The following is a 21,706-nucleotide window of genomic DNA, read 5'->3' as shown; positions in this document are numbered from 1 at the left end:
AATAAAAATAAAAGGTTATGAAAATAAATATACTTTTTAAAAGTGTGTTTTTGATTATGTTCTTGATGGCCATAACAATGAAGGCACAAGTTGTTGTTGCAGAATTCAATAATTGGACAGCAAAATATGCTGTTGGAAATTATACACAAGTATCAACAGCAGGAGTATGGAATATGACCCGAGCATCGGTGTATCCTGCAGGAAGCGCGAGTATTTCTTTGAATGGTTATGTAGAACTTGCAATTTCTAAGTCTACAGAAGTTGCCGGAACTTTAACTACTCCGACTATAGCAAAAGGGGGTGCACGGTCAATCACTGTTTTGGTAGCGGTAAGGCCTATAAATATAAATTATACAGAAACCACAAGAGTTTTGGTGGAGAAAAGTATTAATAATGGTAGCTGGACATCAGTAGGGTCGTATAATGTAATTACACCAAAGACTTTAACTGTTGAAAATTTTACAATTCCGGTCAATGATTATAGCGACAATATAAAATTTAGAATTTCGAGAACTTCTGGTAAATCAATATTCTTAGACAGAGTAGTGGTAAATCACTCATTCGTCCTTTCGTCCAGTACTGAAACTGTCTGTCCTAATACGCCAGTGGTTTTGACAGCTCAAAGTTCAGCACCTTTTAACTATACCTGGTCTAGCACTGTTGGTGGTAATCTCGTTCAGAATACAGGCGCTTCAGTAACAGCCAACCCTTCACAGAACGCAACTTATACTGCATTTGGAACATACACCAATTCTTTTGGAACATTTACGGATACAAAGATTATAAATGTTAATACCAATGTTACGCCTACAGCAACTTTGACAGGTGGTGGAACGATTGATACCGAACCAGGTTCAGTAAACCTGCAAGTTGCACTGACAGGAACGGCCCCTTGGTCAATTACTTATACTGCCAATGGTGCAAATCCTCAAACCATAACAGGCATAACAAATTCACCATTTATTCTGACAGTCTCTCCGGAGGTGGATACCAATTATCAAGTGACAGCAGTCTCTGATGCCTCATGTAATGGAACAGGAGTTGGTGTTTCATCGGTATTGGTCAATAAAACGGTTTGGAGAGAAAGCAACAGTGTTGTAGGCTGGTCCAACGGATTACCTAATGCCACTTTGAATACTTACATTTTCGAACCATATGTTACCGGCACTAAAGGCTCTTTTATTGCAAAAGACTTAACAATAAATAACAATGGGCTATTGACCGTAAGTCCTAATACAGTAATTACAGCAAGTCGTTATATTAATGGCATCACATCTGATAGATTTGTTGTCGAAAGCGATGCTAATATCATGCAAAGTTCCAATTCAGAGAATAATGGAGCAATCACAGTGAAAAGGATTTCTAACATGGCAAAAATGCATTTTACGTATTGGAGTGCACCAGTATCAGGTCAAAATATGTATGCATTTTCAGATGGAGGATTAGTAGGTGGAACACCTAAAAATAGATTCTTTATTTACAGTGAGTCCACGGATTTATTCGACTTTTATGGAATTAATGATGCGTATAGCTTTAGAGTAGGTCAAGGTTACGCAATCAGAGGTAAAGACAGTTATAATACAAATTTTAACAGCCCTGCTCCATATACATTTACATTCACTGGTATTCCAAATAATGGAAACTTAGCTTTTCAAAACTTAAAATGGACAAATGCAGCTCACGGCTACAACTTGGTAGGTAATCCTTATCCTTCGAATTTAGATTTTGATGCTTTGTACGATGCTAATAGCTCTTTGATATATGGAACAGCATATTTCTGGACAAACCAACAATATGTTCCAGATCAGCAAGGGGGTAACTATTCTGGTTCTAACTACGCCATCTACAACAGAAGTGGTGGTGTACCGGCAACGTTCCAGGATGGTGTAGATTCTCCTGTCCCTACACAATACATCAAAGTGGGTCAAGGATTCTTGGTTCAAAGTATGAGCGGTTCGCACAATCAGCCATTACAGTTCAACAACAGTATGAGAAGTTACAGTGCATCTAGCATCTTCTTCAACAAGCAGGAAGTTAAGTCAAAAGACAGGTATTGGTTAAATCTAAAATCGCCTTCAAACATCAACAACACGATATTGGTATCTTACATGCCAGGTGCTACAGACGGTTATGAGAGATTGTATGATGCAGATATCTTGGTATTAGGTTCAGATGCTTTCTATACAACAAATGGTACTGCTAAATTGGCCATCCAAGGTAGAAAATATCCATTGAGAGCAGATGATGTGGTAACATTGGGAACAAAATATTTTGAAACTGGTAACTACACTATTTTCCTGAAGGAGAAAGAAGGTATTTTCGACACAGATCAGGCAATCTATCTGAAAGATAAACAACTGAACAAAGTGATCAACCTTTCTGAGGAAGGTCAATATACTTTCGCAGCTAGTAAAGGTACAAACGACATAAGATTCGAGGTAATCTACCAAGACATCCTGTCTTTCGATTCTGTGAACAGGTCTGCAGGAAGCGTAAGTGTTGCCAAAGATGAGGTGGACGTAGTGGTGAGAGATACCACAAACAACATCACCGTAATTGATGTGTTCGACGCTTCTGGAAAACTAGTTCAGTCTGTTGCAGGTAAGAGTCAAAAAGAGGTTAGAATAAATACTTCAGGTTTGATCAAAGGGGTTTATATCCTAAAGATCACTTCTGATAAAGGAATAACAACCAAAAAGGTGATCTTGTAAAAACTCACCAACTAAATAATAAAGGCCAATCTGCAAAGATTGGCTTTTTTATTTTACATAAAAATAAACTCTTTTTATGTATTTTTCGATTTTTACCAATTTCTGTTAAAAGTAGCTACGTGACATTTTGCAGTCTCATTTTCCGGAATGGCACAACCTTTGTAAAATGTAGAAAAGATAATTATTAACGAAAAATTTAACAATATGAAAAAATTATTATTAGGAGCAGTAGTGTTAGTTGCAGGATTATTCTCTACAGCAAACGCTCAGATACAAGAAGGAAACTGGATGGTAGGAAGTAGTTTACTTTCAAGTAATTTTGGTCTTAACACTGGTGCTGGTTATGATATCGCATTACAGCCGAAAGCAGCCTATTTCATCAAAGATAATGTGGCGTTGGGAGGTTATGTCAATTTAGGGATCAGCAAAGTGACAAAGGGTTCACCTACAAGATTTGATTATGGCGTAGGAGCTTTGGGTCGTTATTATATTTCTCCAGGTGAGGCAGGTGTTGACAACCTTCTTAATCACGGACGTTGGTTCTTCGAAGGTAACTTAGGGGTTGGAGGTTCTTCAGTAGAAAATGGAAATTCAACAACTGGATTAGATTTCGGAGTAGGTCCAGGTTATTCTTACTTTATTACGCCTAACATCGGTATCGAAGGGTTGGTAAAATATGTAGGACAGTCAGGTTTCGGTAACGAAGGTTTGAATTCGAATATCACTTTCAACGTTGGTTTCAGTATCTATTTACCAAGCGGACAAGCAAAAAGAATTGCAAACGAAGCTAAATAATTTTAGACTCAGCATACAATAAAACCGGCTTTTGTCGGTTTTTTTTATTAATATCACATTATGGAATATTTACACACCGTTTACGCCGTCCTAAAAAGATGGTACATCAGTTTTGCAGAACTTACACCAAGGCTCATCGTTGGGATTCTGGTCTTCCTCTTTTTCCTGATGACCAGTACTTACCTGAGTCGTTGGTCTGTAAAACTTTTTCACAAGCTTTTCCCAAAAACGAAAAACGAATCTGTGGTCACCCTGATCTCCGTATTCAAATTTCTGATCATTCTAATGGGTGCCTTCATCTCATTGGAGATTATGGGGTTCAGTGGCTTCTTTATCAAGTTCTTGGGAAGTTTGGGTGTTGCCGGGGTAATTGCGGGGGTTGCGCTGAAAGATCTTGTATCAAGTATGTTTTCCGGAATGTTGGTCGGTGTAGACAAAGCTTTTAAAATTGGAGATTATGTCACGATTGGCGGCAACTCTGGAACTGTTCAGGACATTGGATTGTTGACCACCAAAATGATCACAGATGATGGAAAGAAAGTTTACATTCCAAACCAGATCATCTTCAACGCACCGTTTTTCAATGTGACGGCTTCACCACAGCGCAGGATCATTTTGGACTTCGAAATTCCTGTTGGTGAAGATATTCAGAAAACAAAGGCGGCAATCTTGGATGAGATCAAAACTTTGGCACATGTCGATAAGACCGATGCGACTGAGGTTTTGTTCACCAATGTAAAACAAGGCGTTTTCAATCTGCAGGTCAAATTCTGGTTGGAGAAAGGCAACAACTTTAGCCAACTTAAAAGTGGTGCGATCATGCAGATCAACGAAAGATTGGTGAAAGAAGGCGTCAGCCTCGTAACGCCGACAAGCATCAATGTTACGACCTCACAAGAAGCTGCTAAAGAACAGGTCAATCATGATGACAAAGTCTAAATGATCAATTTTCTTTATTTAGATCCTTTATCATCGTCATGGCAAAATAACCAATGATCAACACCGCAAAACCAATGCAAAGCCACATGAACAAAGAGGTTTGCCAAAAGGTCTTAGATGAATCGGCTTCTTTTGGATCATCAATTTTGTCTAAATTTGAAATTGTTGCAACAGGATAGTTTTGATTAAAATCAATGCCTGAGTGAGCCAGATCATAAGCTGGAGCAGAAAGTTTCGAATCGATTTTTAAAGTGTAATTTTCATTGGCTTTCAGGTCTGCAAGAATGCTCACTGGATCTTGGAACAAAGAGATTTTGTTGATCTGTAATTCTGGATTGTCTTGGTTATCAATTTCTATCGTGAACTCTTTAACGAACAATTCTGAAACTTCAAAACTGTTTTTGACTTTTGAATTCAGTTGGAAATTGCTAACCGTTTCATTATAATCAACTTCAGTTCTTTTCTGAGTTCTGGTTTTATTGATGACGATCCGAGCTTCTCTCAAATAGAAATTGGGCGCCGAAATATCAAAACCAATCGCATCGATCACTTGTGGATCTTTGAAGCTGATATGGATCTTCGTTTGCTTCTTCTTTTTATCCGTCGTTATTTTTTGTTCGAAGTTTTGAAGTTCTATTTTTGATTTTTTGACAGCATAATTTTTCTCCAATCGAACTTCCAACACATTGATTGGAAGCGAATTTTTATCAATGAAATCAAATCTCAGAAACTTATAATTATTTAGCGGAAAAGAAAAATTGCGTTCCACAGAGGTTTTTCCGCTGTCATTCAAATCGTTTATGGTTTGATTAATGACCAGACCGAACCATTCCTGATTATCGTTGCTTCCGCTAATGCTGTAAGTTTTATCAACATCTGTATTGGCGATTTTCAAAATCAGATGTTCCAGATTCAACGCTTTTTCATTCGAAACCACTACAGAAGTTACTTTGTTTGGAACCGCATTTCTTGATACGATCGTCAAATTCTCATATTGTAGATCCGTAGATCTTCCTTCAAAAAGAACGTAAGGAACTTCATTGTTTTTCGCATCGAAAATTCTTAAAAAATCCAAGTTATTTTGCGATGCAGAACGCACTTCCGGCGAAAGCACGATTTGATGCAAACCACTTTCTGAAACTTGATTTATTTGCCCTTGATAATTTTGTGCTAATGAAAAACTCAATGCAAAAAAAGTGGAAAGAAGGCTAAATATTTTCTTCATTGTCTGTGTTTTGAGGTTGCTCATCGATCACCAGTTTTTTGATCTTCTGATAAACGAATGAGATAATTAAAATAAGAACGCCCAGCAAAATAAATGCAATGATCTTACCAGTTTCTGATACATTTTTGATATCGAACAGGAATAGTTTCGCGATCGTTAAACCTAATAACGAAAGGGAAATGATACGCAAAGGTTTGTTCTGTCTTTTGATACCAACAATCAGGAAGGCAAAAGATAGAACGCCCCAGAGAATTGGGTAACCGATCTTGACGATCTGCATTTTTGCTAAAGAGAATTTGTTATCGATAAATGAAACTTTATCGCCATTGTATAGACCATCTTTGATCGGATACGTTTTCGCCAATTCTACCTGATCTACAATATCGCTAGAGAACATCAGACTGTGGATCATCACTTCATTGCTCAAAATGTAGACGACACAAAAAGCCAAAAGCCAAAGTGCGAATTTGTGATTCAGGAATTTTGAAAACTCATTGTTGGCTCTATTTTTAACGATAATATAAAGGAAATATCCTATGCAGATCAACAACAAATAATGCGTGAAATATGCAACTTTACTTGATGTAGATTGCGTTACATTTTCAACCATTTCGTTCGTCGTCAGTTGGAAATAGATGATGAGGTAGAGTAAAATGTTGATTCCGGCTAAACTAATGGCAAAGCTTGTATTGAAGTTGTTTTTCTGTTTTAAAACAAAGAAAATCAAGCCTGCACTGAAAATGAAATGGTACAAGACCGGAAGCGATGTCGCCGAATAATAATTGGAAATATATTCGTTAGACTGGTAATAAACCTCGAACATTCCGACGAAATAACCAATAATTACAGCCAAGATTATTGCCGTAGTTCTGTATATTTTTGGATCGATCTCGAGGAAATAGAACATCGTGATCTCTCGTTCTTTCTTTAATAAGTAATAAGTTGCAACCAATGAAGCCAACGCTACCAAACCTGTGATGAAGATCTTGTTGAAAAATGGTTTCAAAGTAATATCCGTAAACTCGTGATAATATTGATTCCAATCGATGAACAAACTGAAAAGCATCAAGATTTGAACGACAATTGCACCAAATTTGAAAGTCGCGATCTTTGATTTTTGAGAAAGCCACAACAGCAAAACCGCTTCGCCAGCCCAGAATAAGGTGATGTAATTTCCATTGAACTGGAATGGAATGGTCAGCGTGATAAACGTCAAAGCCAAGCCTAGCAAAAAGTAGATCGCGTTTTTGTTGATCCCGAATTTTCGGTACAAAATCATTGCAAAAACCAAGTTATACAATGCTAACGCAATCGTGAAAATTCCTTTGAACTCAGGTTTCCAACTTTGGATCATGGTCGCGCCCATTCCGAAATAGAAAAACGTGTTTGCCAACATCAGGAAATATTCCATCTTGGTGAATCCACCTTTGTTACGAATATTATTAATGACCGCTGCAATGCTAAAGATGATGTAGAAAATGGTCGCGAAAAACAACCCACCACGATACGGAAGTTTGTTATCGGAAAACTCGACGCCGAACCATCCAGAGAACAAGACACACGTAAAAATGAACGCCAACAACGTCACCAGATTCCACTTCTTGAAATAGGCAATGATCAGCATTCCAATGTTGAGGATCGCAATGTAGGTAAAGAGAACTTTGTAGTTTCCTTCGCCTGTGCTGACCATAAATGGAACGGCAAAACCGCCAATCAATGACAGAACTGCTAATTCTTTTCTATTGTAAGAGACCGAAACCAGCACACTGAAAATGGTGATCACCACCATAATGATGAAGGCGACGGTTTGGCTGAATAATTTGTAATCGTGGAAGGCAATTCCAATCGTGAGGTAGAAAATACTGATTGCGCCGGCCACAAAAACAGAACTGAATGCGGCGTAATTTTTCTTCAATCGGTGGGCGATGACCATCACGATGGCGCCACTTAGGATGCCGATGCCGACACGCGCTGGCTCATTGATCCAGTCTTTGTCGATCGCATATTTCACAAAGAAACTGATTCCTAGGACCAAGATCAGGATCCCGATCTTGTTGATGAGGTTTTCACCGATGAATTTCTCGATGTCCGGATTTTTCTCTTTGAAGTTTTCTATCCAGGATTTTTTTGGAACAATCGGTTCTGAAATGATTGGAATTGCAGGTTCAAGAGTTTCTTCTTTCACCTCAACTGGATTTTCGTTGGAACTGAAAGCAACTTGAGAAATTTGCGCTTCTTCCTGTGGAATGATCTCTTCTATAATTTCTTGTTCCTCGATGATCGGCTCTTCAACAATTGTTTCCTCAATAACTGGTTCTTCAATTTCTGGTTCAACAACCACTATTGGTTCAGATTCAGCGATTGGAAGTTTTTCTTCTTTAGACGTTGGTTTTGACAAATCATTAAGAATGAATCGAAGGGTCGAGATCTGCTCTTTCAGGTCATCGATCTTGTCATTGAGTTGTTTGAAGTTCTGTTGTTGGTCGGCGGGTTTTTGATTCGTTTTGTTGTAAATAATCAAAGTGAAAATCAAAATCGCTAAGAGTAATGCTACTTCCATAAGTGTTCTATCTGTAACAAATATAATATAATTAAAATTAGGTCTCCTGATGTTTGCTATCAGAAAGTTATGTTTATAAAACTTGACTATTATTTAAGCAATTTTGTTATTCTTTATTAATACCAAAAAAAGACTTGAAAAATCGTCGAAGAAAGAGAAAATATTCAATTTCCAAACAATGTTGAATGTATGCGAAGCGCAGCCCGACTTGAACGGAGCTCATTTTTTGCGGCGGGAAATGCGGTGGGAAAAATAGCGGGAGTGGAAGGCGGATAAAGCTGCCCAAATTATAATGCAAAAAAAAATCCGCTCAAAAAAATTGAACGGATCTGATATTTATTTTAGAAAATTCTTAGCTAGCTAGAACTTCTTTTACTTTGTTTGCAGCTTCTTCCAAAGTAATTGCAGAGTGAACAGGTAGTCCAGACTCGTCAATTAGTTTTTTAGCTTCTACAGCGTTGGTTCCTTGCAATCTTACGATCAATGGAACTGGAAGGCTTCCCATCGCGTGGTAAGCGTCTACAACACCTTGCGCTACTCTGTCGCATCTTACGATCCCTCCGAAGATGTTGATCAAGATCGCTTTTACGTTCGGGTCTCTCAAGATGATTCCGAAAGCAGTCTGAACTCTTTGTGCATCAGCTGTTCCACCAACGTCCAAGAAGTTTGCAGGATTTCCGCCAGACAATTTGATGATATCCATAGTCGCCATTGCAAGACCAGCTCCGTTTACCATACAAGCTACGTTTCCGTCCAACTTCACGAAGTTAAGACCAGCTTCGCCAGCTTCTACGTCCAATGGATCTTCTTCTCTTGTATCTCTCAATTCAGCAAGGTCTTTGTGACGGAACAATGAGTTGTCGTCCAAAGTTACTTTTGCATCTACAGCGATGATCTTGTTGTCTGAAGTTTTAAGAACCGGGTTGATCTCGAAAAGAGAAGCATCGATTCCGATGTAAGCGTTGTAAAGAGACGTGATGAATTTTGTGAATTCTTTGAAAGCATTCCCTTCAAGACCTAGTCCGAAAGCAATTTTTCTAGCCTGGAAACCTTGCAATCCGTAAGCTGCGTCGATCACTTCTTTGTGGATCAAATGTGGCGTCACTTCTGCAACGTGCTCGATGTCCATCCCACCTTCTGTAGAATAAACGATCGTGTTTTTACCTAAAGCTCTGTCTAGAAGGATAGAAACATAAAATTCTTTAGTTTCAGATTCTCCTGGATAATATACATCTTCAGCTACCAAAACAGAATGTACTTTTTTACCTTCAGCAGAAGTCTGAGGTGTGATCAGTTGCATTCCGATGATGTTTCCAGCGTTTTCTTTCAGTTTGTCCATATTTGGAGAGAACTTTACACCACCACCTTTTCCTCTACCACCAGCGTGGATCTGAGCTTTTACTACCCAAGCTTGCGCTCCCGTTTCAGCAGTAAGTTTTTCGGCAGCCGCTACAGCTTCATCCACATTGTTTGCAACAAAACCACGTTGGATATTAACCCCGTATTTTGCTAAAATCTCTTTTGATTGATACTCGTGAAGATTCATAATATATTATTGATTAATTTTTAGATTTTATAAGATTCACAAATTTAAGAAAAAGTGATGAATTACATTATATAAATGTCTGATTGAAATCAGTTTTCAATATTATCTGGGTGTGTCCCTCGCCAGCGCTAAGTTCCAGCCGCTCGGGTCGCTACGTCCGCTGCAATTCCTCATTCCGAGGCTTTGGCCAGCGCGTATTCCGGGATTTCCACTACCATCGCTCACACAGCTTGGGTTTTCAGTAGTTCCTTCCAACTTCTTTACAAAGTTCCAGATATTCTTTCGGCATATTAGATGATCCAAATCCCGTCTCATAATATTCATCCGAATGTGGAATGTAAATGCTGTATTTCTTACCAAATGGAAAAATCGGAATGAAAAACAACTCGAAATAATTCTTGTAAACCGAAACAATAGCGTTCGCCATAAAGCCGTTTTTCAGAACTTTACGGTCTTCTTTTCCTACGAGTTTGGTTTTGATTCCGAAGATGAAAAACATTGGGGATGATTAGAACTTAGCCTTCGCAAAATACCAGATCAACATTCCCCAACTGATGATCATAAACAAACCGCCAAGTGGTGTGATTGGTCCAAGGAATTTAAGATTTACGCCCCAAACATCTTGGAAAGCCAGACAATAAATGCTCACAGAAAAGATAAAAGTTCCGGCAATCATTAAAATTGAAATCCATTTCTCAGATGTCGTTTCGAATTTTAAAATATATCCGACAATGAGAAGGAAAAACGCCGCATACATTTGATAACGAACACCTGTTTCGAAGCTTTCTAATCTTTCGATTGATAATATTTTTTTGAAGGCGTGTGCCCCAAATGCACCGAGAACTACGGACAATAAACCGTAAATTCCGCCGATAATTAAAGTAAAGTTTTTCATATTTTAATTTTTACAGATTTCTTCAATTTTATGATTGAAATTAATTTCCCATTCTTCATTTCTATTTTCGTTGTCGACTTTCAATAAGTTAAATATGTCATCAATTTTTTCTATAGTTTCTTCTCTAAAAGAAATCGCTTCTTCTTGGGAACTACAAAAATAAGTGTGAAACATCAGGTTGTAAATTCCGATTGTTACAGAAAAAGGTGCAATGTTGCCATCTTGTTCAATTGTTATTCTCGCACCATTGCTATTTTCAAAATCTGAAAGAATAATTCCTCCTTCAGAACCTTTTTTACCAATTGAATTTGAATTGTCAAAGATATACCACATTTATCTATTCCTTAATTTTTCAATTCTGCAATTACTTACCGTTTTATAATTACAATTCTCCTTTTTGATATAAAATAATAAGTTTTCCTGCAATCGTTAATAATCCCAACACAATGAGTAGCCAAGAAAATCGTTTGGCACCTGCAAATCCCGGATCCTTTGTGAATTTTAAAAATATCCCAAAGAACAAAATAAAGGCTGAAAGTAAGATCCCAAACATATGTCTATTTATTTCTCAATTTCTCCAACTCCGAAATCACCTCGTGATGGCTCACCGTTTTATCTTTGAAATAGGTCACAAAATGCTGTTTTTCCTCTTCTGTTGCACCAAATTGATTCAAAATATTGAAAAGGTGCATCTTCATATGACCTTTCTGGATTCCCGTTGTCACCAAAGAACGAAGCGCTCCAAAATTCTGCGCCAAACCTGAAACCGCCAAAATACTCATCAATTCCTGAGCAGATGGTTTTCCAAGAAGTGCTAAAGAGAATTTTACCAACGGATGGAGATTCGTCAATCCGCCAACCACACCGACTGAAATCGGCAAGTCGATCCAAAATCTGAAAATCCCGTTGTCCGTTGTGCAATGCGTGAGTGAAGAATATTTCCCGTTTCTCGCCGCATAAGCATGCGCACAAGCTTCCGTCGCACGGAAATCATTTCCAGTCGCGATGACTACAGCATCAACACCATTCATAATCCCTTTGTTATGCGTGGTTGCTCTGTAAGGTTCAATCTCTGCAATCGTCACCGCACGTTTGAATTTCCACGCAAATTCCTCATTAGAAATCCCGCTGTCGTCTTTCAAATCTTCAATTTTGCAGGAAACTTCGGCTCTTACGATGCAATCCGGCGTGTAATTGGAAAGGATATTCATCACAATCTGTAAAGAGTCTTTTTCTTCCTGAGAGAAACTTTCTTCCTTTGCAACTTCTTCCTTCAAAGTTTTTCCGAATTGTTCCAGACAAGAGTTAATGAAATTGGCGCCCATAGAATCCACAGTATCAAAACTCGCTTTCAGTTGGAAATAATCTTCCAGTTCAGCAGTTTTGTCGATGAGTTTGATATTTAGGATTCCGCCGCCGCGGTTGCGCATATTTTTGGTAATGTCTTCCGTGGCTTCCAACAATTTTTTCTTCAGTTTAAAATTGAAAAAATGCAACAATTTATGAGCTTCGGTTTTGAAGATAAAATGCGTGTGACCCAGTTTTTCTGTATTGATGATGGTTGTTTTGAAACCACCTTTGTCAATCCAGAATTTGGCCGCTTTACTCGCTGCAGCCACTACGGAACTTTCTTCAACTGCCATTGGAAGTGCTAGTAATTTCCCGTCAATCAGGAAGTTTGGAGCAATTCCGTAAGGCATATAAAAATTGGAAATCGTGTTTTCAGAAAACTCGTCGTGCATTTTTTGCAGATTAGAATCGTTGTTCCAATATTGCTGCAGAATCTGCTCGTAACTTCTGTCGTTGCTTAGATATTCGGTGATTAGCCAATCGATTTTTCTTTGTTTTGACAATTTGGAAAAACCTTCAACTGGTTGATGGTTCATAAGTGATGATTGATAATTAATAAATGATAATTGATTTTAAATAATTTAAAACTGAAAATCGAGTCTTGAATTAATAAAAACATTATGAAATTTTATGTTTGTAAAGATAAGGATTTTGGGAGATTGTGATAGGATTGGTTTGTATATTTGTAAGTAATCAAAATTTACTAAAATGTTTGATATAGAAAAATTAAAGAATCAAATTGAGCAATTTAAAATTGAATCTAATTCTGTTCGTGAGATAATTAGTCCTTTTCTCAGTGATGACTTAAGTACGGCTAAAACTATTGAGTTATCTCATTTAGGAAAATTTCTATATAAACTTGAAGAAAAATATAATATTAAATCAATAACTGAATCTCCTGATTTTATTATCGAAAATGAATACAAAAAGATTGGAGTTGAAATAGTAGGTATTTTTACTAAAAACATTGAATACGAAAAGTTCAAGCAGCAATTAATAAAACTTTCAGAACAAAAATTTATTGAAAAATATCCAGATGTAAATTTTCTTGCGAATGTCTATTTTAAAAATGAAGAATTAAAGCTTCAGAAACATCAACTTTTTGAAGAAGCTGAAAAAATAGCTAACCACATTTATAATATTTATAGACAGCATACATTTTTTAATGATTGTGAAATAATTGAAGAAGTTGAAATTATAAGTAATTCACAACTTTCATTTTCATATAATCCTGGTGGTTATATGGTTAATAGTTTGACACCAGAATTGGTTAGCAACACAATTTTAAAAAAAGAAGGAAAAATTATAAATTATAAACAGAAAAATTTAGATGAAATCTGGTTACTAATTGTTGTTTCTCATTCTTCTCCTGAATCATATGAAATATTTGATGAGGATGAACATCTGTTCAAAAACTATGATTCTAAATTTGATAAAGTTTATATTTTAGAAGATTTCAAAGCGCAGATTTATTGTTTAAAATGAGAATTATTTTGATTTTTTAATTGTGCTGTGGAATTATTTTAAGTAAAATTTGTTAGTAACTTAATTGACAAAAACTATCAAAGTTGTAATTAATTGGACTTATTTTTGACGTAATTTTAGAGCTTAATTCTTCTTAATAAAACCCTCCAAAATATGAACTTCGACCGCACAAAAGAAAAACTGGAAATACTTGCCGACGCTGCAAAGTACGACGTTTCCTGCTCATCAAGTGGCGGGAAAAGGAAAAATAATGGCGGATTAGGAGACAGTTCTGCCAGCGGAATTTGTCATACTTATACAGAGGATGGGCGATGTGTTTCGCTTCTTAAAATCCTTTTGACCAACCATTGCATTTACGATTGCATCTACTGCGTTTCCAGAAAATCAAATGACATCAAACGCGCCGCTTTCACGGTGGAAGAAGTGGTGGATTTGACCATCAGTTTTTACCGCCGAAATTACATCGAAGGATTATTTTTAAGTTCAGGAATTTTCAAAGATGCAGATACGACGATGGAACGTTTGGTTCGGGTGGCAAAAAAATTGAGAAATGAGCATAACTTCAATGGTTATATTCACTTAAAATCGATTCCTGGAGCGAGTGATATTTTGATGCAGGAAGCCGCACTTTACGCAGACCGACTTTCCGTAAATCTGGAAATTCCGACAGAATCTGGATTGAAGCTTTTGGCGCCGGACAAAAATCGGGAAGATATGTTGCAACCAATGCGAATCGTGCAAAAAGGAATCCAGCAATACAAAGACGAGAAGAAAATCATCAAAAGCGTTCCGAAGTTTGCTCCAGCAGGACAATCCACCCAAATGATTGTCGGCGCAACCAACGAAAACGATTTGCAAATCATCAAAGTCGCCGACCATTTCTACCAAAATTACGGAATGAAACGCGTTTATTATTCAGGTTATATTCCTGTGACGTCGGACAATCGATTGCCGGCAATCACGGCGGAAGTTCCTGTTTTGAGAGAAAATCGTTTGTATCAATCCGATTGGTTGATGCGTTTTTATGGTTTCAAAGCAGATGAAATTTTGGATTCCAATATGCCGTTTCTGGATTTGGAAGTGGACCCCAAATTAAGTTGGGCGTTGCGTCACTTAGACCAATTTCCAGTCAATCTTCAAACCGCTGATTACAAAATGATTCTTAGAATTCCGGGAATTGGTGTGAAAACGGCGATGAAGATTGTCAGCTCCAGACGTTTCCAGGTTTTGAATATCGATAATTTGAAAAAGTTAGGCGCAGCTGTCAATCGTGCAAAATATTTCATCGATTTCAGTTACGGCAATCCATTTTTGAAACATTTGACAGATTTGAATTTGAGAAAATTAATTATCGGCGGAAGTCAGTCGAAATTTCAAAATCAGTTTTCTCAGCAATTGACTTTGTTTTAAATATGAGAACAAAAAAAGCGTTTCGCCACGACGGACTAAAAATTAATGAGATTGAAAATTCAATTTCGAAATTTTCTCAACAATTAATGTCAAATTCAAAATGGATTAGATTGATTGAGCAAATAGTTGTTCACAATAATGAAATAATGAAAATAGAATTCAAGAAGATTCAAAATGACAGAATTGGAGAGTTGTATTTGAATGAAGAAAGTATTTTCGAATTTGATTATTGGCAAAGTGCTTTTGAAGGTAATAATTCTTTTAACGAATGGCTTGAATATCGAGAAATCGAATATTTGATTTTTCCTAAAATCATAAATCCAAGTACGAATCAAGACTTAAACAGAATATCAGCCATAATAAAAAATGTTGGAGAATTTGATTTGGAATTAGATGAAAATGAATTGAAGCTTATTTGTTACAAGTAATTTGTAACTAAATTGATATTCCTGAAGAATGACAAATTGCGTTCTCTCAACTCCAAAAATCTTCAACTCTCAAAAATGAAAACCCTCCTCTACGACGGCAGTTTCGACGGACTTTTGACCGCAGTATTCGAAGTTTTTGAATACAAGTACAATGATGTCGAAATCCGAAACAGGGAAAGATTTCAACAGGAAAATATGTTCGCCGAAATCCACGAGGTTGTGACTCAAAATGAGAAATCTGACAGAGTTCTCAAAAAATTAGAATCGAGCATTGGAAAATCCGGAATCAAACAATTGCTGATGGTTTTCCTCTCAGAACTTCCGGAATCTGAAGATTTGATTTTTTCAGCCATCAAACAATCTATTAAAAGTCCTGAAAATAATGTCCTGCAGAATTTCGCCAACGATGATATTCTTCAGATCTCAAAAATCTGCAAATCCGTCAGTCGAGAACGCCATCGGATGACTGCGTTTGTCAGGTTTGAGAAAATGAAGGACGATATTTATTTCGCTAAGATTGACCCTGATTTTGATGTTATACCTTTGATTCGAAAACATTTCAAAGACAGATACGCGGACCAAAAATGGATGATTTACGACCTCAAACGACATTACGGCTTGTTTTATGATTTAGAGGAGTGTGAATTTTTTTATCCTGACGAAAAATTTAATCTCAATCAATACCAACAGAAATTCCACGAGGAAGAAATCAATTATCAGGAACTTTGGAAAAGTTATTTCACGAAAACGAATATCAAAGAAAGGAAAAATATCAAGCTCCACGTCCAACACGTCCCGAAACGTTATTGGAAATATTTGACTGAGAAATTCTAAATTTTATAATTGAATAGTCGCGCCCACCACAAAATTCCGTTTTGCCGATGGATTATAAAATCGGTTTCCAAAAGCATTGATGTCAAATCCTAAAACATAATCCGTATTGTACAAATTCTGAATTTGGAAATACAAATCCAACTTTGATTTTTCAAAAACAATTGGGTATCGGAATTGAATATTAGAAACCAAACTCGGTTCCGACCAAACAGAATTCGAGTCTGTCAAAGGAATTTTTGAAGTCAGAAATTGAGAATAATCAACGGCTAATTTTTTGAAGAAAGTGAAATTCAGCAAACTGTTGATGGTGGTTTTCGGAACGCCTGTCAAAGCATTTCCTGAAAAGTCAGAAGTTCCCTGAACATAATTTTTAAATTTAAAATCATAAAGACTTCCCGAAAATCTGAATTTGAAATGACTCAAAATATCATTTTTCAAATCAAACCGCTTCGATTCCAAAAGAAATTCCCAACCTTTCTGAACCGTGTTTCCTTGATTCACAAAATATTCCTGGCCAGCTTCATTCTGCCTTCGGACAATCGCATCTTTCATTCGGAAATCAAAATAATTCAGTTCCACAAAAACCGTGTTTCCAAATTGTTTCCGTACGCCAATTTCCTTATTCCAGCCATATTCCGGAACGAGATTGAAATTGAATTCCTGATTGGAAGAACGGATCTCTTCATTTGTCGGCGCCGAGTTACCTTTCCCGATTTTTCCTCTCACAGAAAATCTTTTATCCAAAACGTAGGTCATTCCAAAATTGGGCAACCATTGATTCTTAAATTTTACATTTCCAGTTTCAGAAGTCGGAAAAATCTTTTGCCATTTGTAAGCATTTGAATTTAAACTAATGGAAATATCAGTAAATAACCGCTCATTAACATTCAGTTTCTGCGATAGAAAATAGAACCCGGAATTGTTTCTCAGCTTATCAAAATTCTGTGGATTCCCTTCTATTCCACTATTGTTGTCATAGTTTTTGATATAAATTGTATTGGTCGCACCTTCGTAACCTAATCGCCATTCAGCTGAAACATTATTCCAATTTTTCTCGTAATTGAAATGCGTTCTAAGTGCATAATTACTTTCAAATCGGTTTTCAAAATTGGTGATGAAAGGATTCTCAAAATCGACATAAGAGCCTTGAACCAAAACAAAATGTGAAAGTCCGTCTGTCAATTGATATTGATTGGAAAGTCCAGCCAAGACCATTTTATTTCTGATTCCTGCATTTTGCTCTTTCGCTCCGGGAAGTGTTGCCGTTGCCGGTCGGGCTTGTTTTCGGTTGGCTTCCATTTGCGCCAATGTTAATCCAGCAGGCGTCTCGTAATCAAAATCGGAAAAGAGTAGCAGCGCTTTCAGTTCGCCTTTGTCAGAGTATTTGAAATTGTCCTTAATGAAAATTTGCTTTCGCTCAACCGCCGATTGTTCCCGGTAAGAATCTGTTCTGTAATAATTTTGATAGACTTGAAAAAAATGCTTCCCCAATTCCTTTGAAAAATTGATACTTTCATTAAAAGTCCCATAACTTCCAGACGAAAGATTCAAAGACAAGTCATCAGAATTCTGAGTTTGAAGCAACAAAGTTCCGCCAGTCACTGCACCAAAATCACCACTTTCGGGACCTTTGTAAATCTCGATTTTATGAATTAAATCCGGCGAGATCTGATTAAAATAAGTATTCCCCGAAGCATCGGACAAAATAAAATCGTCCAGATAAACTTTTACATTCCGAACGCCAAAAGGCGAAAGCAAAGAACTTCCGCGCACCGCAATCCTGTAACTTCCCGGCGAACGTTCTTCCATTCTCGCACCAGCAATTTGGTTCACAGATTCCAGCAAACGGTCTGGCGGATTCTGAGAAAGCAAATTTTCCGAAACCACAGACACAGATTTGGTGGAAGCAATAAAAGAAACAGGTTTTTTATAAGCATCGATTTTAACCTCTGAAATTAGTGCTACAGAATCGCTCTTCTGCGAAAAATAAAACACGCTGGAAAGTAAAAATAGGTAGGAAAGTTTTTTCATTGTTCTCAACACAGAAATCTTTGTGCCGAAACATGGCAATCGTTAAAAAATTCACAAAAAAGTAATTCTTAACTTACATCAATGTGAGAGGAACGTCAGCGCTCTAAATTTGCACTATAATTAATCAACAAAATATTAAAAATTATGGCAACTAAATGGTTATTAGACCCAACGCATAGCGAAATCACTTTCAAAGTAAAACACCTGATGATCTCCAACGTGAAAGGAGAATTCACAACTTTCAATGCAGAGATCGACGCAGAAGATGACACATTCGCAAGCGCAAAAGTTTCTGCTTTCATCGATACAGATTCTATCTTCACCAACAATACAGACAGAGACAATCACCTGAAATCAGCAGATTTCTTCAACGCAGAAGCCAATCCGAAAATCACTTTCGAAGCTTCAACTTTGAACGGCGATGTGACTGGAAACCTAACATTGAACGGTATTACCAAAGAAATCAGTTTGGACGTTGACTTCGGCGGAATAAATTCTGATCCGTGGGGTAACACCAAAGCAGGTTTCTCTTTCGAAGGGAAGATCAAAAGATCAGACTTCGGTCTTACTTGGAACGCAGCATTGGAAACAGGTGGCGTGATGGTAAGCGAAGACGTGAAAATTGCAGGAGAACTGCAGTTCGTAAAACAATAATACATCATAGTATTTTTATAGTTTGAGTTTTTTAAAGTGTGAGCAAAGGCAACTTTGTTCACGCTTTTTTGATTTCAATCGTTTTGATTTTAATAATTTGGGCAGCTAATCCGCCTTCCGTTCCCAATCTTTTTTGCAGACGATTTCATTTTAAATAGAACTTGAGTACACGCAAAAAAGGATTTCCACTCAAGTCGGGCTGCGCTTCGCAAAGTTGAACTTTTGTCTATCAATTCACAATCGTCCAAAATCGAAGATTTCAAAATCTTAATTGTTCTTATGTGACTTTTGTAGTTCAAAAAAAATCAACTTAAGTGTTTCAAAAATCTGCTCAATCCGCCAAATCTGCGAGAAAATAAAATACATTTTACATTAATACATTTTACTTTTTACAAAATAAAAATGAACCTCAACGACCTTTCCAACATCTCCGATAACTTCAGAACCACCCAAAAAATGCCCGTCCTTTTCCTGGGACACGGCTCTCCGATGAACGCCATCGAAGAAAATATTTTTGTGCAAGGTTTCCGAAATATCAGCAAAGAAATTCCAAAACCGAATGCCATCATCTGTATTTCGGCACATTGGTTTACCAACGGAACCTTCGTCACAGCAATGGAACTTCCCAAGACCATTCACGATTTTGGAGGTTTCCCGCAAGCCTTGTTCGATGTCCAGTATCCGGCAAAAGGAAATCCTGAATTAGCCAGAGAAACTGCAGAATTATTGTCTCCGGTTTTGGTGGAAGAAGACCACAATTGGGGATTGGACCACGGCGCGTGGTCGGTTCTTCGGCATCTTTATCCTGATGCGGATATTCCGGTCATTCAGCTAAGTATTGATTATTCAAAACCGCCACAGTATCATTTTGAGTTGGCCAAGAAATTATCCAAACTTCGGGAAAAAGGAATTCTTATTATTGGAAGTGGAAACATAGTGCATAATCTCAGATTGATTGACTGGAAAAATATTGACACCGTTGGAGCAGGCTGGGATTGGGCGATAGAAGCGAGAGAGAAAACCAACAATTGGCTTCTGGATGGCGATTTCCAGAAACTTATCGATTATCAAAAACAAGGAACATTCTTGCAATACGCCGTTCCGACGCCCGATCATTATTTACCATTGATCTATAATCTCGGACTTAAAGATAAATCAGAAGAACTTTCATTATTCAACGATTCTTTGATTGGCGGTTCATTGAGTATGACTTCGATAAGAATTGGATAAATGGTTTTTCCAAAATGCTCCAGCGGAGTAACCTGTTAATAGCAACATTAGATAGACAAGCAAAAAGCTCCGTAGGAGAGACCTGTTAATCACATTTATTATCAGGCCGCTCCTACGGAGCTTTAGCACAATGATGGATTTTATTTTCTAATAACAGGTCATCCCTCTGGGATTTTTAAAATTTAGATTCAATTATCTAGTCTAGGGATTTAAATTATTCCGTTATTGTAAAGAACATTTGTTTAAAGCGTTGAATCATAAGTTGAAATAACCAACTACTTAGTTAAGGTAATCAATTACTTTGTTAAGTCGTCCAACCACTTAGTTGAAGCAATCAACCACTTAGTTGAAGCGTTCAAGTAGTTAGTTGAGGCAATCAACCGCTCCGTGAAGACAATCAACCGCTCCGTTGAGGCGTTCAACCACTCCGTGAAGGCAATCAAGTGCAATTTTTTGCATTTCAGTGCTTTATACGGTTTTTTAAAACTTGATTAAGACAAGATCGTTATGAATTATCACAATCTTTTTAAATATTAACCAACTAAAATGATGAAAAATAGATTCAAAGGGTTTTGCATGGCGAAATCCTTTTTTTATTTGTTAATTTAGAAGTTCAAATATTTCACGTGAGGTTTTTACAGTTTTTATTTTTCTTTTTCGGGACTTTATTTCTTTATTCCCAAACCATTTCGGGCAAGGTCCAGACTGAAAGTGGTTCAGCCATTTCGAATGTGAATGTCTACTTGGATGGAACAAAAGTCTCGTCAGTTTCCAATGGCGACGGAAGTTTCCAGCTGGATGTACAGGCACAGAAAAGCGGGAATATCATCTTTCAAAAAGATAATTACGAGACCAGTATTTTTCCATTAGAAAAGGCAATCGGGAAATCTGTGAAAGTGATCATAAACCCAATAAGTGAGATTGAGGAAGTCGTTATCATTCCTTACACAGAGCAGGCTTACAAAGATTTTATCAATTATTTTCTGGATCAGTTTATTGGATTTGACCAGGATGATGTGAGAATCAAAAATCAACGGACGCTCAAGTTTTCATTTGATAAGAAAAATCAATTTCTGAAAGTGAAAGCGCCACAAACTTTGGTCATCGAAAATAAGAAATTGGGCTACACAATCCAATACAATCTGATCAATTTCCAGGCTGACTTCAAAGCGAAAAGTACCAGTTATCTGGGAACTTCATTCTTCAAGGAAAGCAGTTTTCGGAAAGATATTACACTTAATCGGATGAATGCCTACAACGGCAGCATGATGCATTTCCTAAGAAGTCTTTACAATAACGAACTGGAAAAGGAAGGTTTTATCGTGAATCATGCGAAGCGAATCCCAAATCCGGATTATCCCACGGAAGCCGAATTGCAGAGATTGACAGATCATTTCGAAATTGTAAAAGCTCAGAAAAACTCGACGTTGCCTTGGACGGATGAGTTGGAAGCCATTGCGCAAAAGAAAAGTAAAAACTCCGAATTTGTGATGGCCATCTTGAAAACCAAAATGAAAGAGTCGGAATTTACGAAGCGTCAAAGTGACCGCTTGTTCTTAGACTTCGAAGATCTGCTTCAGGTCAATTATCAGAAATAACCCGTAGTGCATTAT

General features: G+C 37.2%; 18 protein-coding genes. 10 read left to right on the top strand and 8 right to left on the bottom strand.

The genetic code is table 11. From position 1 onward, the window contains the following. The first annotated feature begins 17 nt into the window (after positions 1-17). The 3 genes from AXA65_RS06295 to AXA65_RS06285 all read left to right on the top strand — a co-directional run bounded on the left by AXA65_RS06295 (position 18) and on the right by AXA65_RS06285 (position 4,445). The gene (locus AXA65_RS06295; protein WP_063969277.1) at positions 18-2,711 is read left to right on the top strand and encodes a T9SS type A sorting domain-containing protein; all 2,694 of its coding nucleotides are present in this window, start codon (positions 18-20) and stop codon (positions 2,709-2,711) included. Positions 2,712-2,915: 204 nt separating this feature from the next. After that, positions 2,916-3,506, top strand: coding sequence for a hypothetical protein (locus AXA65_RS06290; protein ID WP_063969276.1), 591 nt, complete (start codon positions 2,916-2,918; stop codon positions 3,504-3,506). Between the two features lie 60 nt (positions 3,507-3,566). Then, the gene (locus AXA65_RS06285) at positions 3,567-4,445 is read left to right on the top strand and encodes a mechanosensitive ion channel family protein (RefSeq protein ID WP_063969275.1); all 879 of its coding nucleotides are present in this window, start codon (positions 3,567-3,569) and stop codon (positions 4,443-4,445) included. Between the two features lie 4 nt (positions 4,446-4,449). Here AXA65_RS06285 and AXA65_RS06280 read toward each other — a convergent pair whose 3' ends face one another. The 7 genes from AXA65_RS06280 to AXA65_RS06250 all read right to left on the bottom strand — a co-directional run bounded on the left by AXA65_RS06280 (position 4,450) and on the right by AXA65_RS06250 (position 12,557). Continuing rightward, complete coding sequence (locus tag AXA65_RS06280) at positions 4,450-5,670, bottom strand: hypothetical protein (protein WP_228391634.1); 1,221 nt, start codon at positions 5,668-5,670, stop codon at positions 4,450-4,452. After that, positions 5,654-8,230 (bottom strand): DUF2339 domain-containing protein, encoded by a 2,577-nt coding sequence (locus AXA65_RS06275; protein WP_063969273.1) that lies wholly within the window; start codon positions 8,228-8,230, stop codon positions 5,654-5,656. The genes AXA65_RS06280 and AXA65_RS06275 overlap by 17 nt, the downstream gene beginning before the upstream one ends. Positions 8,231-8,582: 352 nt before the next feature. Further along, the gene (gene sucC / locus AXA65_RS06270) at positions 8,583-9,776 is read right to left on the bottom strand and encodes an ADP-forming succinate--CoA ligase subunit beta (RefSeq protein WP_063969272.1); all 1,194 of its coding nucleotides are present in this window, start codon (positions 9,774-9,776) and stop codon (positions 8,583-8,585) included. A gap of 238 nt (positions 9,777-10,014) precedes the next feature. Continuing rightward, a complete protein-coding gene (locus AXA65_RS06265; RefSeq protein WP_063969271.1) occupies positions 10,015-10,275 on the bottom strand; it encodes a hypothetical protein in 261 nt (86 codons plus the stop codon). A gap of 9 nt (positions 10,276-10,284) precedes the next feature. Beyond that, complete coding sequence (locus AXA65_RS06260; RefSeq protein WP_063969270.1) at positions 10,285-10,671, bottom strand: DUF423 domain-containing protein; 387 nt, start codon at positions 10,669-10,671, stop codon at positions 10,285-10,287. Between the two features lie 3 nt (positions 10,672-10,674). Then, the gene (locus AXA65_RS06255; RefSeq protein ID WP_063969269.1) at positions 10,675-11,004 is read right to left on the bottom strand and encodes a hypothetical protein; all 330 of its coding nucleotides are present in this window, start codon (positions 11,002-11,004) and stop codon (positions 10,675-10,677) included. Between the two features lie 224 nt (positions 11,005-11,228). Further along, positions 11,229-12,557: a hydroxymethylglutaryl-CoA reductase, degradative gene (locus AXA65_RS06250; protein ID WP_063969268.1), complete on the bottom strand. Its 1,329-nt coding sequence runs from the start codon at positions 12,555-12,557 to the stop codon at positions 11,229-11,231. 172 nt (positions 12,558-12,729) lie between these two features. Between AXA65_RS06250 and AXA65_RS06245 the strand changes: the two genes are divergently transcribed. The 4 genes from AXA65_RS06245 to AXA65_RS06230 all read left to right on the top strand — a co-directional run bounded on the left by AXA65_RS06245 (position 12,730) and on the right by AXA65_RS06230 (position 16,178). Then, positions 12,730-13,506, top strand: coding sequence for a hypothetical protein (locus AXA65_RS06245; RefSeq protein WP_063969267.1), 777 nt, complete (start codon positions 12,730-12,732; stop codon positions 13,504-13,506). Between the two features lie 153 nt (positions 13,507-13,659). Continuing rightward, positions 13,660-14,916 carry a putative DNA modification/repair radical SAM protein gene (locus AXA65_RS06240; protein WP_034962736.1) on the top strand — a complete coding sequence of 419 codons (1,257 nt, stop codon included), beginning with the start codon at positions 13,660-13,662 and terminating at the stop codon, positions 14,914-14,916. 2 nt (positions 14,917-14,918) lie between these two features. Further along, on the top strand, positions 14,919-15,344 hold the full coding sequence (locus AXA65_RS06235) for a hypothetical protein (RefSeq protein WP_063969266.1): 426 nt from the start codon (positions 14,919-14,921) through the stop codon (positions 15,342-15,344). 75 nt (positions 15,345-15,419) lie between these two features. Beyond that, positions 15,420-16,178, top strand: a complete 759-nt coding sequence (locus AXA65_RS06230; protein WP_063969333.1) for a TIGR03915 family putative DNA repair protein — start codon at positions 15,420-15,422, stop codon at positions 16,176-16,178. 3 nt (positions 16,179-16,181) lie between these two features. Here AXA65_RS06230 and AXA65_RS06225 read toward each other — a convergent pair whose 3' ends face one another. After that, entirely contained in the window at positions 16,182-18,209 is a 2,028-nt protein-coding gene (locus AXA65_RS06225) for a TonB-dependent receptor (RefSeq protein WP_063969265.1), read from the bottom strand. A 144-nt stretch (positions 18,210-18,353) separates the two neighbouring features. Here AXA65_RS06225 and AXA65_RS06220 point away from each other — a divergent pair, with 144 nt between their 5' ends. The 3 genes from AXA65_RS06220 (at position 18,354) to AXA65_RS06210 (ending at position 21,691) form a co-directional block, all read left to right on the top strand. Next, positions 18,354-18,863, top strand: a complete 510-nt coding sequence (locus tag AXA65_RS06220) for a YceI family protein (protein ID WP_063969264.1) — start codon at positions 18,354-18,356, stop codon at positions 18,861-18,863. 402 nt (positions 18,864-19,265) lie between these two features. Then, the gene (gene ygiD, locus AXA65_RS06215) at positions 19,266-20,093 is read left to right on the top strand and encodes a 4,5-DOPA dioxygenase extradiol (RefSeq protein WP_063969263.1); all 828 of its coding nucleotides are present in this window, start codon (positions 19,266-19,268) and stop codon (positions 20,091-20,093) included. 626 nt (positions 20,094-20,719) lie between these two features. Continuing rightward, positions 20,720-21,691 carry a hypothetical protein gene (locus AXA65_RS06210; protein WP_063969262.1) on the top strand — a complete coding sequence of 324 codons (972 nt, stop codon included), beginning with the start codon at positions 20,720-20,722 and terminating at the stop codon, positions 21,689-21,691. Positions 21,692-21,706: the final 15 nt, after the last annotated feature.

It is taken from the genome of Chryseobacterium sp. FP211-J200, from assembly GCF_001643375.1.
Taxonomy (GTDB): Bacteria; Bacteroidota; Bacteroidia; order Flavobacteriales; family Weeksellaceae; genus Epilithonimonas; species Epilithonimonas ginsengisoli.
This window is presented reverse-complemented; position numbering and strand designations above follow the sequence as displayed.

What these genes read in the sequence shown, in the direction of transcription:
- AXA65_RS06295 (WP_063969277.1), top strand. Translation starts at nt 18, where the DNA reads ATGAAAATAAATATACTTTTTAAAAGTGTGTTTTTGATTATGTTCTTG.
- AXA65_RS06290 (WP_063969276.1), top strand. Translation starts at nt 2,916, where the DNA reads ATGAAAAAATTATTATTAGGAGCAGTAGTGTTAGTTGCAGGATTATTC.
- AXA65_RS06285 (WP_063969275.1), top strand. Translation starts at nt 3,567, where the DNA reads ATGGAATATTTACACACCGTTTACGCCGTCCTAAAAAGATGGTACATC.
- AXA65_RS06280 (WP_228391634.1), bottom strand. Translation starts at nt 5,670, where the DNA reads ATGAAGAAAATATTTAGCCTTCTTTCCACTTTTTTTGCATTGAGTTTT.
- AXA65_RS06275 (WP_063969273.1), bottom strand. Translation starts at nt 8,230, where the DNA reads ATGGAAGTAGCATTACTCTTAGCGATTTTGATTTTCACTTTGATTATT.
- sucC (WP_063969272.1), bottom strand. Translation starts at nt 9,776, where the DNA reads ATGAATCTTCACGAGTATCAATCAAAAGAGATTTTAGCAAAATACGGG.
- AXA65_RS06265 (WP_063969271.1), bottom strand. Translation starts at nt 10,275, where the DNA reads ATGTTTTTCATCTTCGGAATCAAAACCAAACTCGTAGGAAAAGAAGAC.
- AXA65_RS06260 (WP_063969270.1), bottom strand. Translation starts at nt 10,671, where the DNA reads ATGAAAAACTTTACTTTAATTATCGGCGGAATTTACGGTTTATTGTCC.
- AXA65_RS06255 (WP_063969269.1), bottom strand. Translation starts at nt 11,004, where the DNA reads ATGTGGTATATCTTTGACAATTCAAATTCAATTGGTAAAAAAGGTTCT.
- AXA65_RS06250 (WP_063969268.1), bottom strand. Translation starts at nt 12,557, where the DNA reads ATGAACCATCAACCAGTTGAAGGTTTTTCCAAATTGTCAAAACAAAGA.
- AXA65_RS06245 (WP_063969267.1), top strand. Translation starts at nt 12,730, where the DNA reads ATGTTTGATATAGAAAAATTAAAGAATCAAATTGAGCAATTTAAAATT.
- AXA65_RS06240 (WP_034962736.1), top strand. Translation starts at nt 13,660, where the DNA reads ATGAACTTCGACCGCACAAAAGAAAAACTGGAAATACTTGCCGACGCT.
- AXA65_RS06235 (WP_063969266.1), top strand. Translation starts at nt 14,919, where the DNA reads ATGAGAACAAAAAAAGCGTTTCGCCACGACGGACTAAAAATTAATGAG.
- AXA65_RS06230 (WP_063969333.1), top strand. Translation starts at nt 15,420, where the DNA reads ATGAAAACCCTCCTCTACGACGGCAGTTTCGACGGACTTTTGACCGCA.
- AXA65_RS06225 (WP_063969265.1), bottom strand. Translation starts at nt 18,209, where the DNA reads ATGAAAAAACTTTCCTACCTATTTTTACTTTCCAGCGTGTTTTATTTT.
- AXA65_RS06220 (WP_063969264.1), top strand. Translation starts at nt 18,354, where the DNA reads ATGGCAACTAAATGGTTATTAGACCCAACGCATAGCGAAATCACTTTC.
- ygiD (WP_063969263.1), top strand. Translation starts at nt 19,266, where the DNA reads ATGAACCTCAACGACCTTTCCAACATCTCCGATAACTTCAGAACCACC.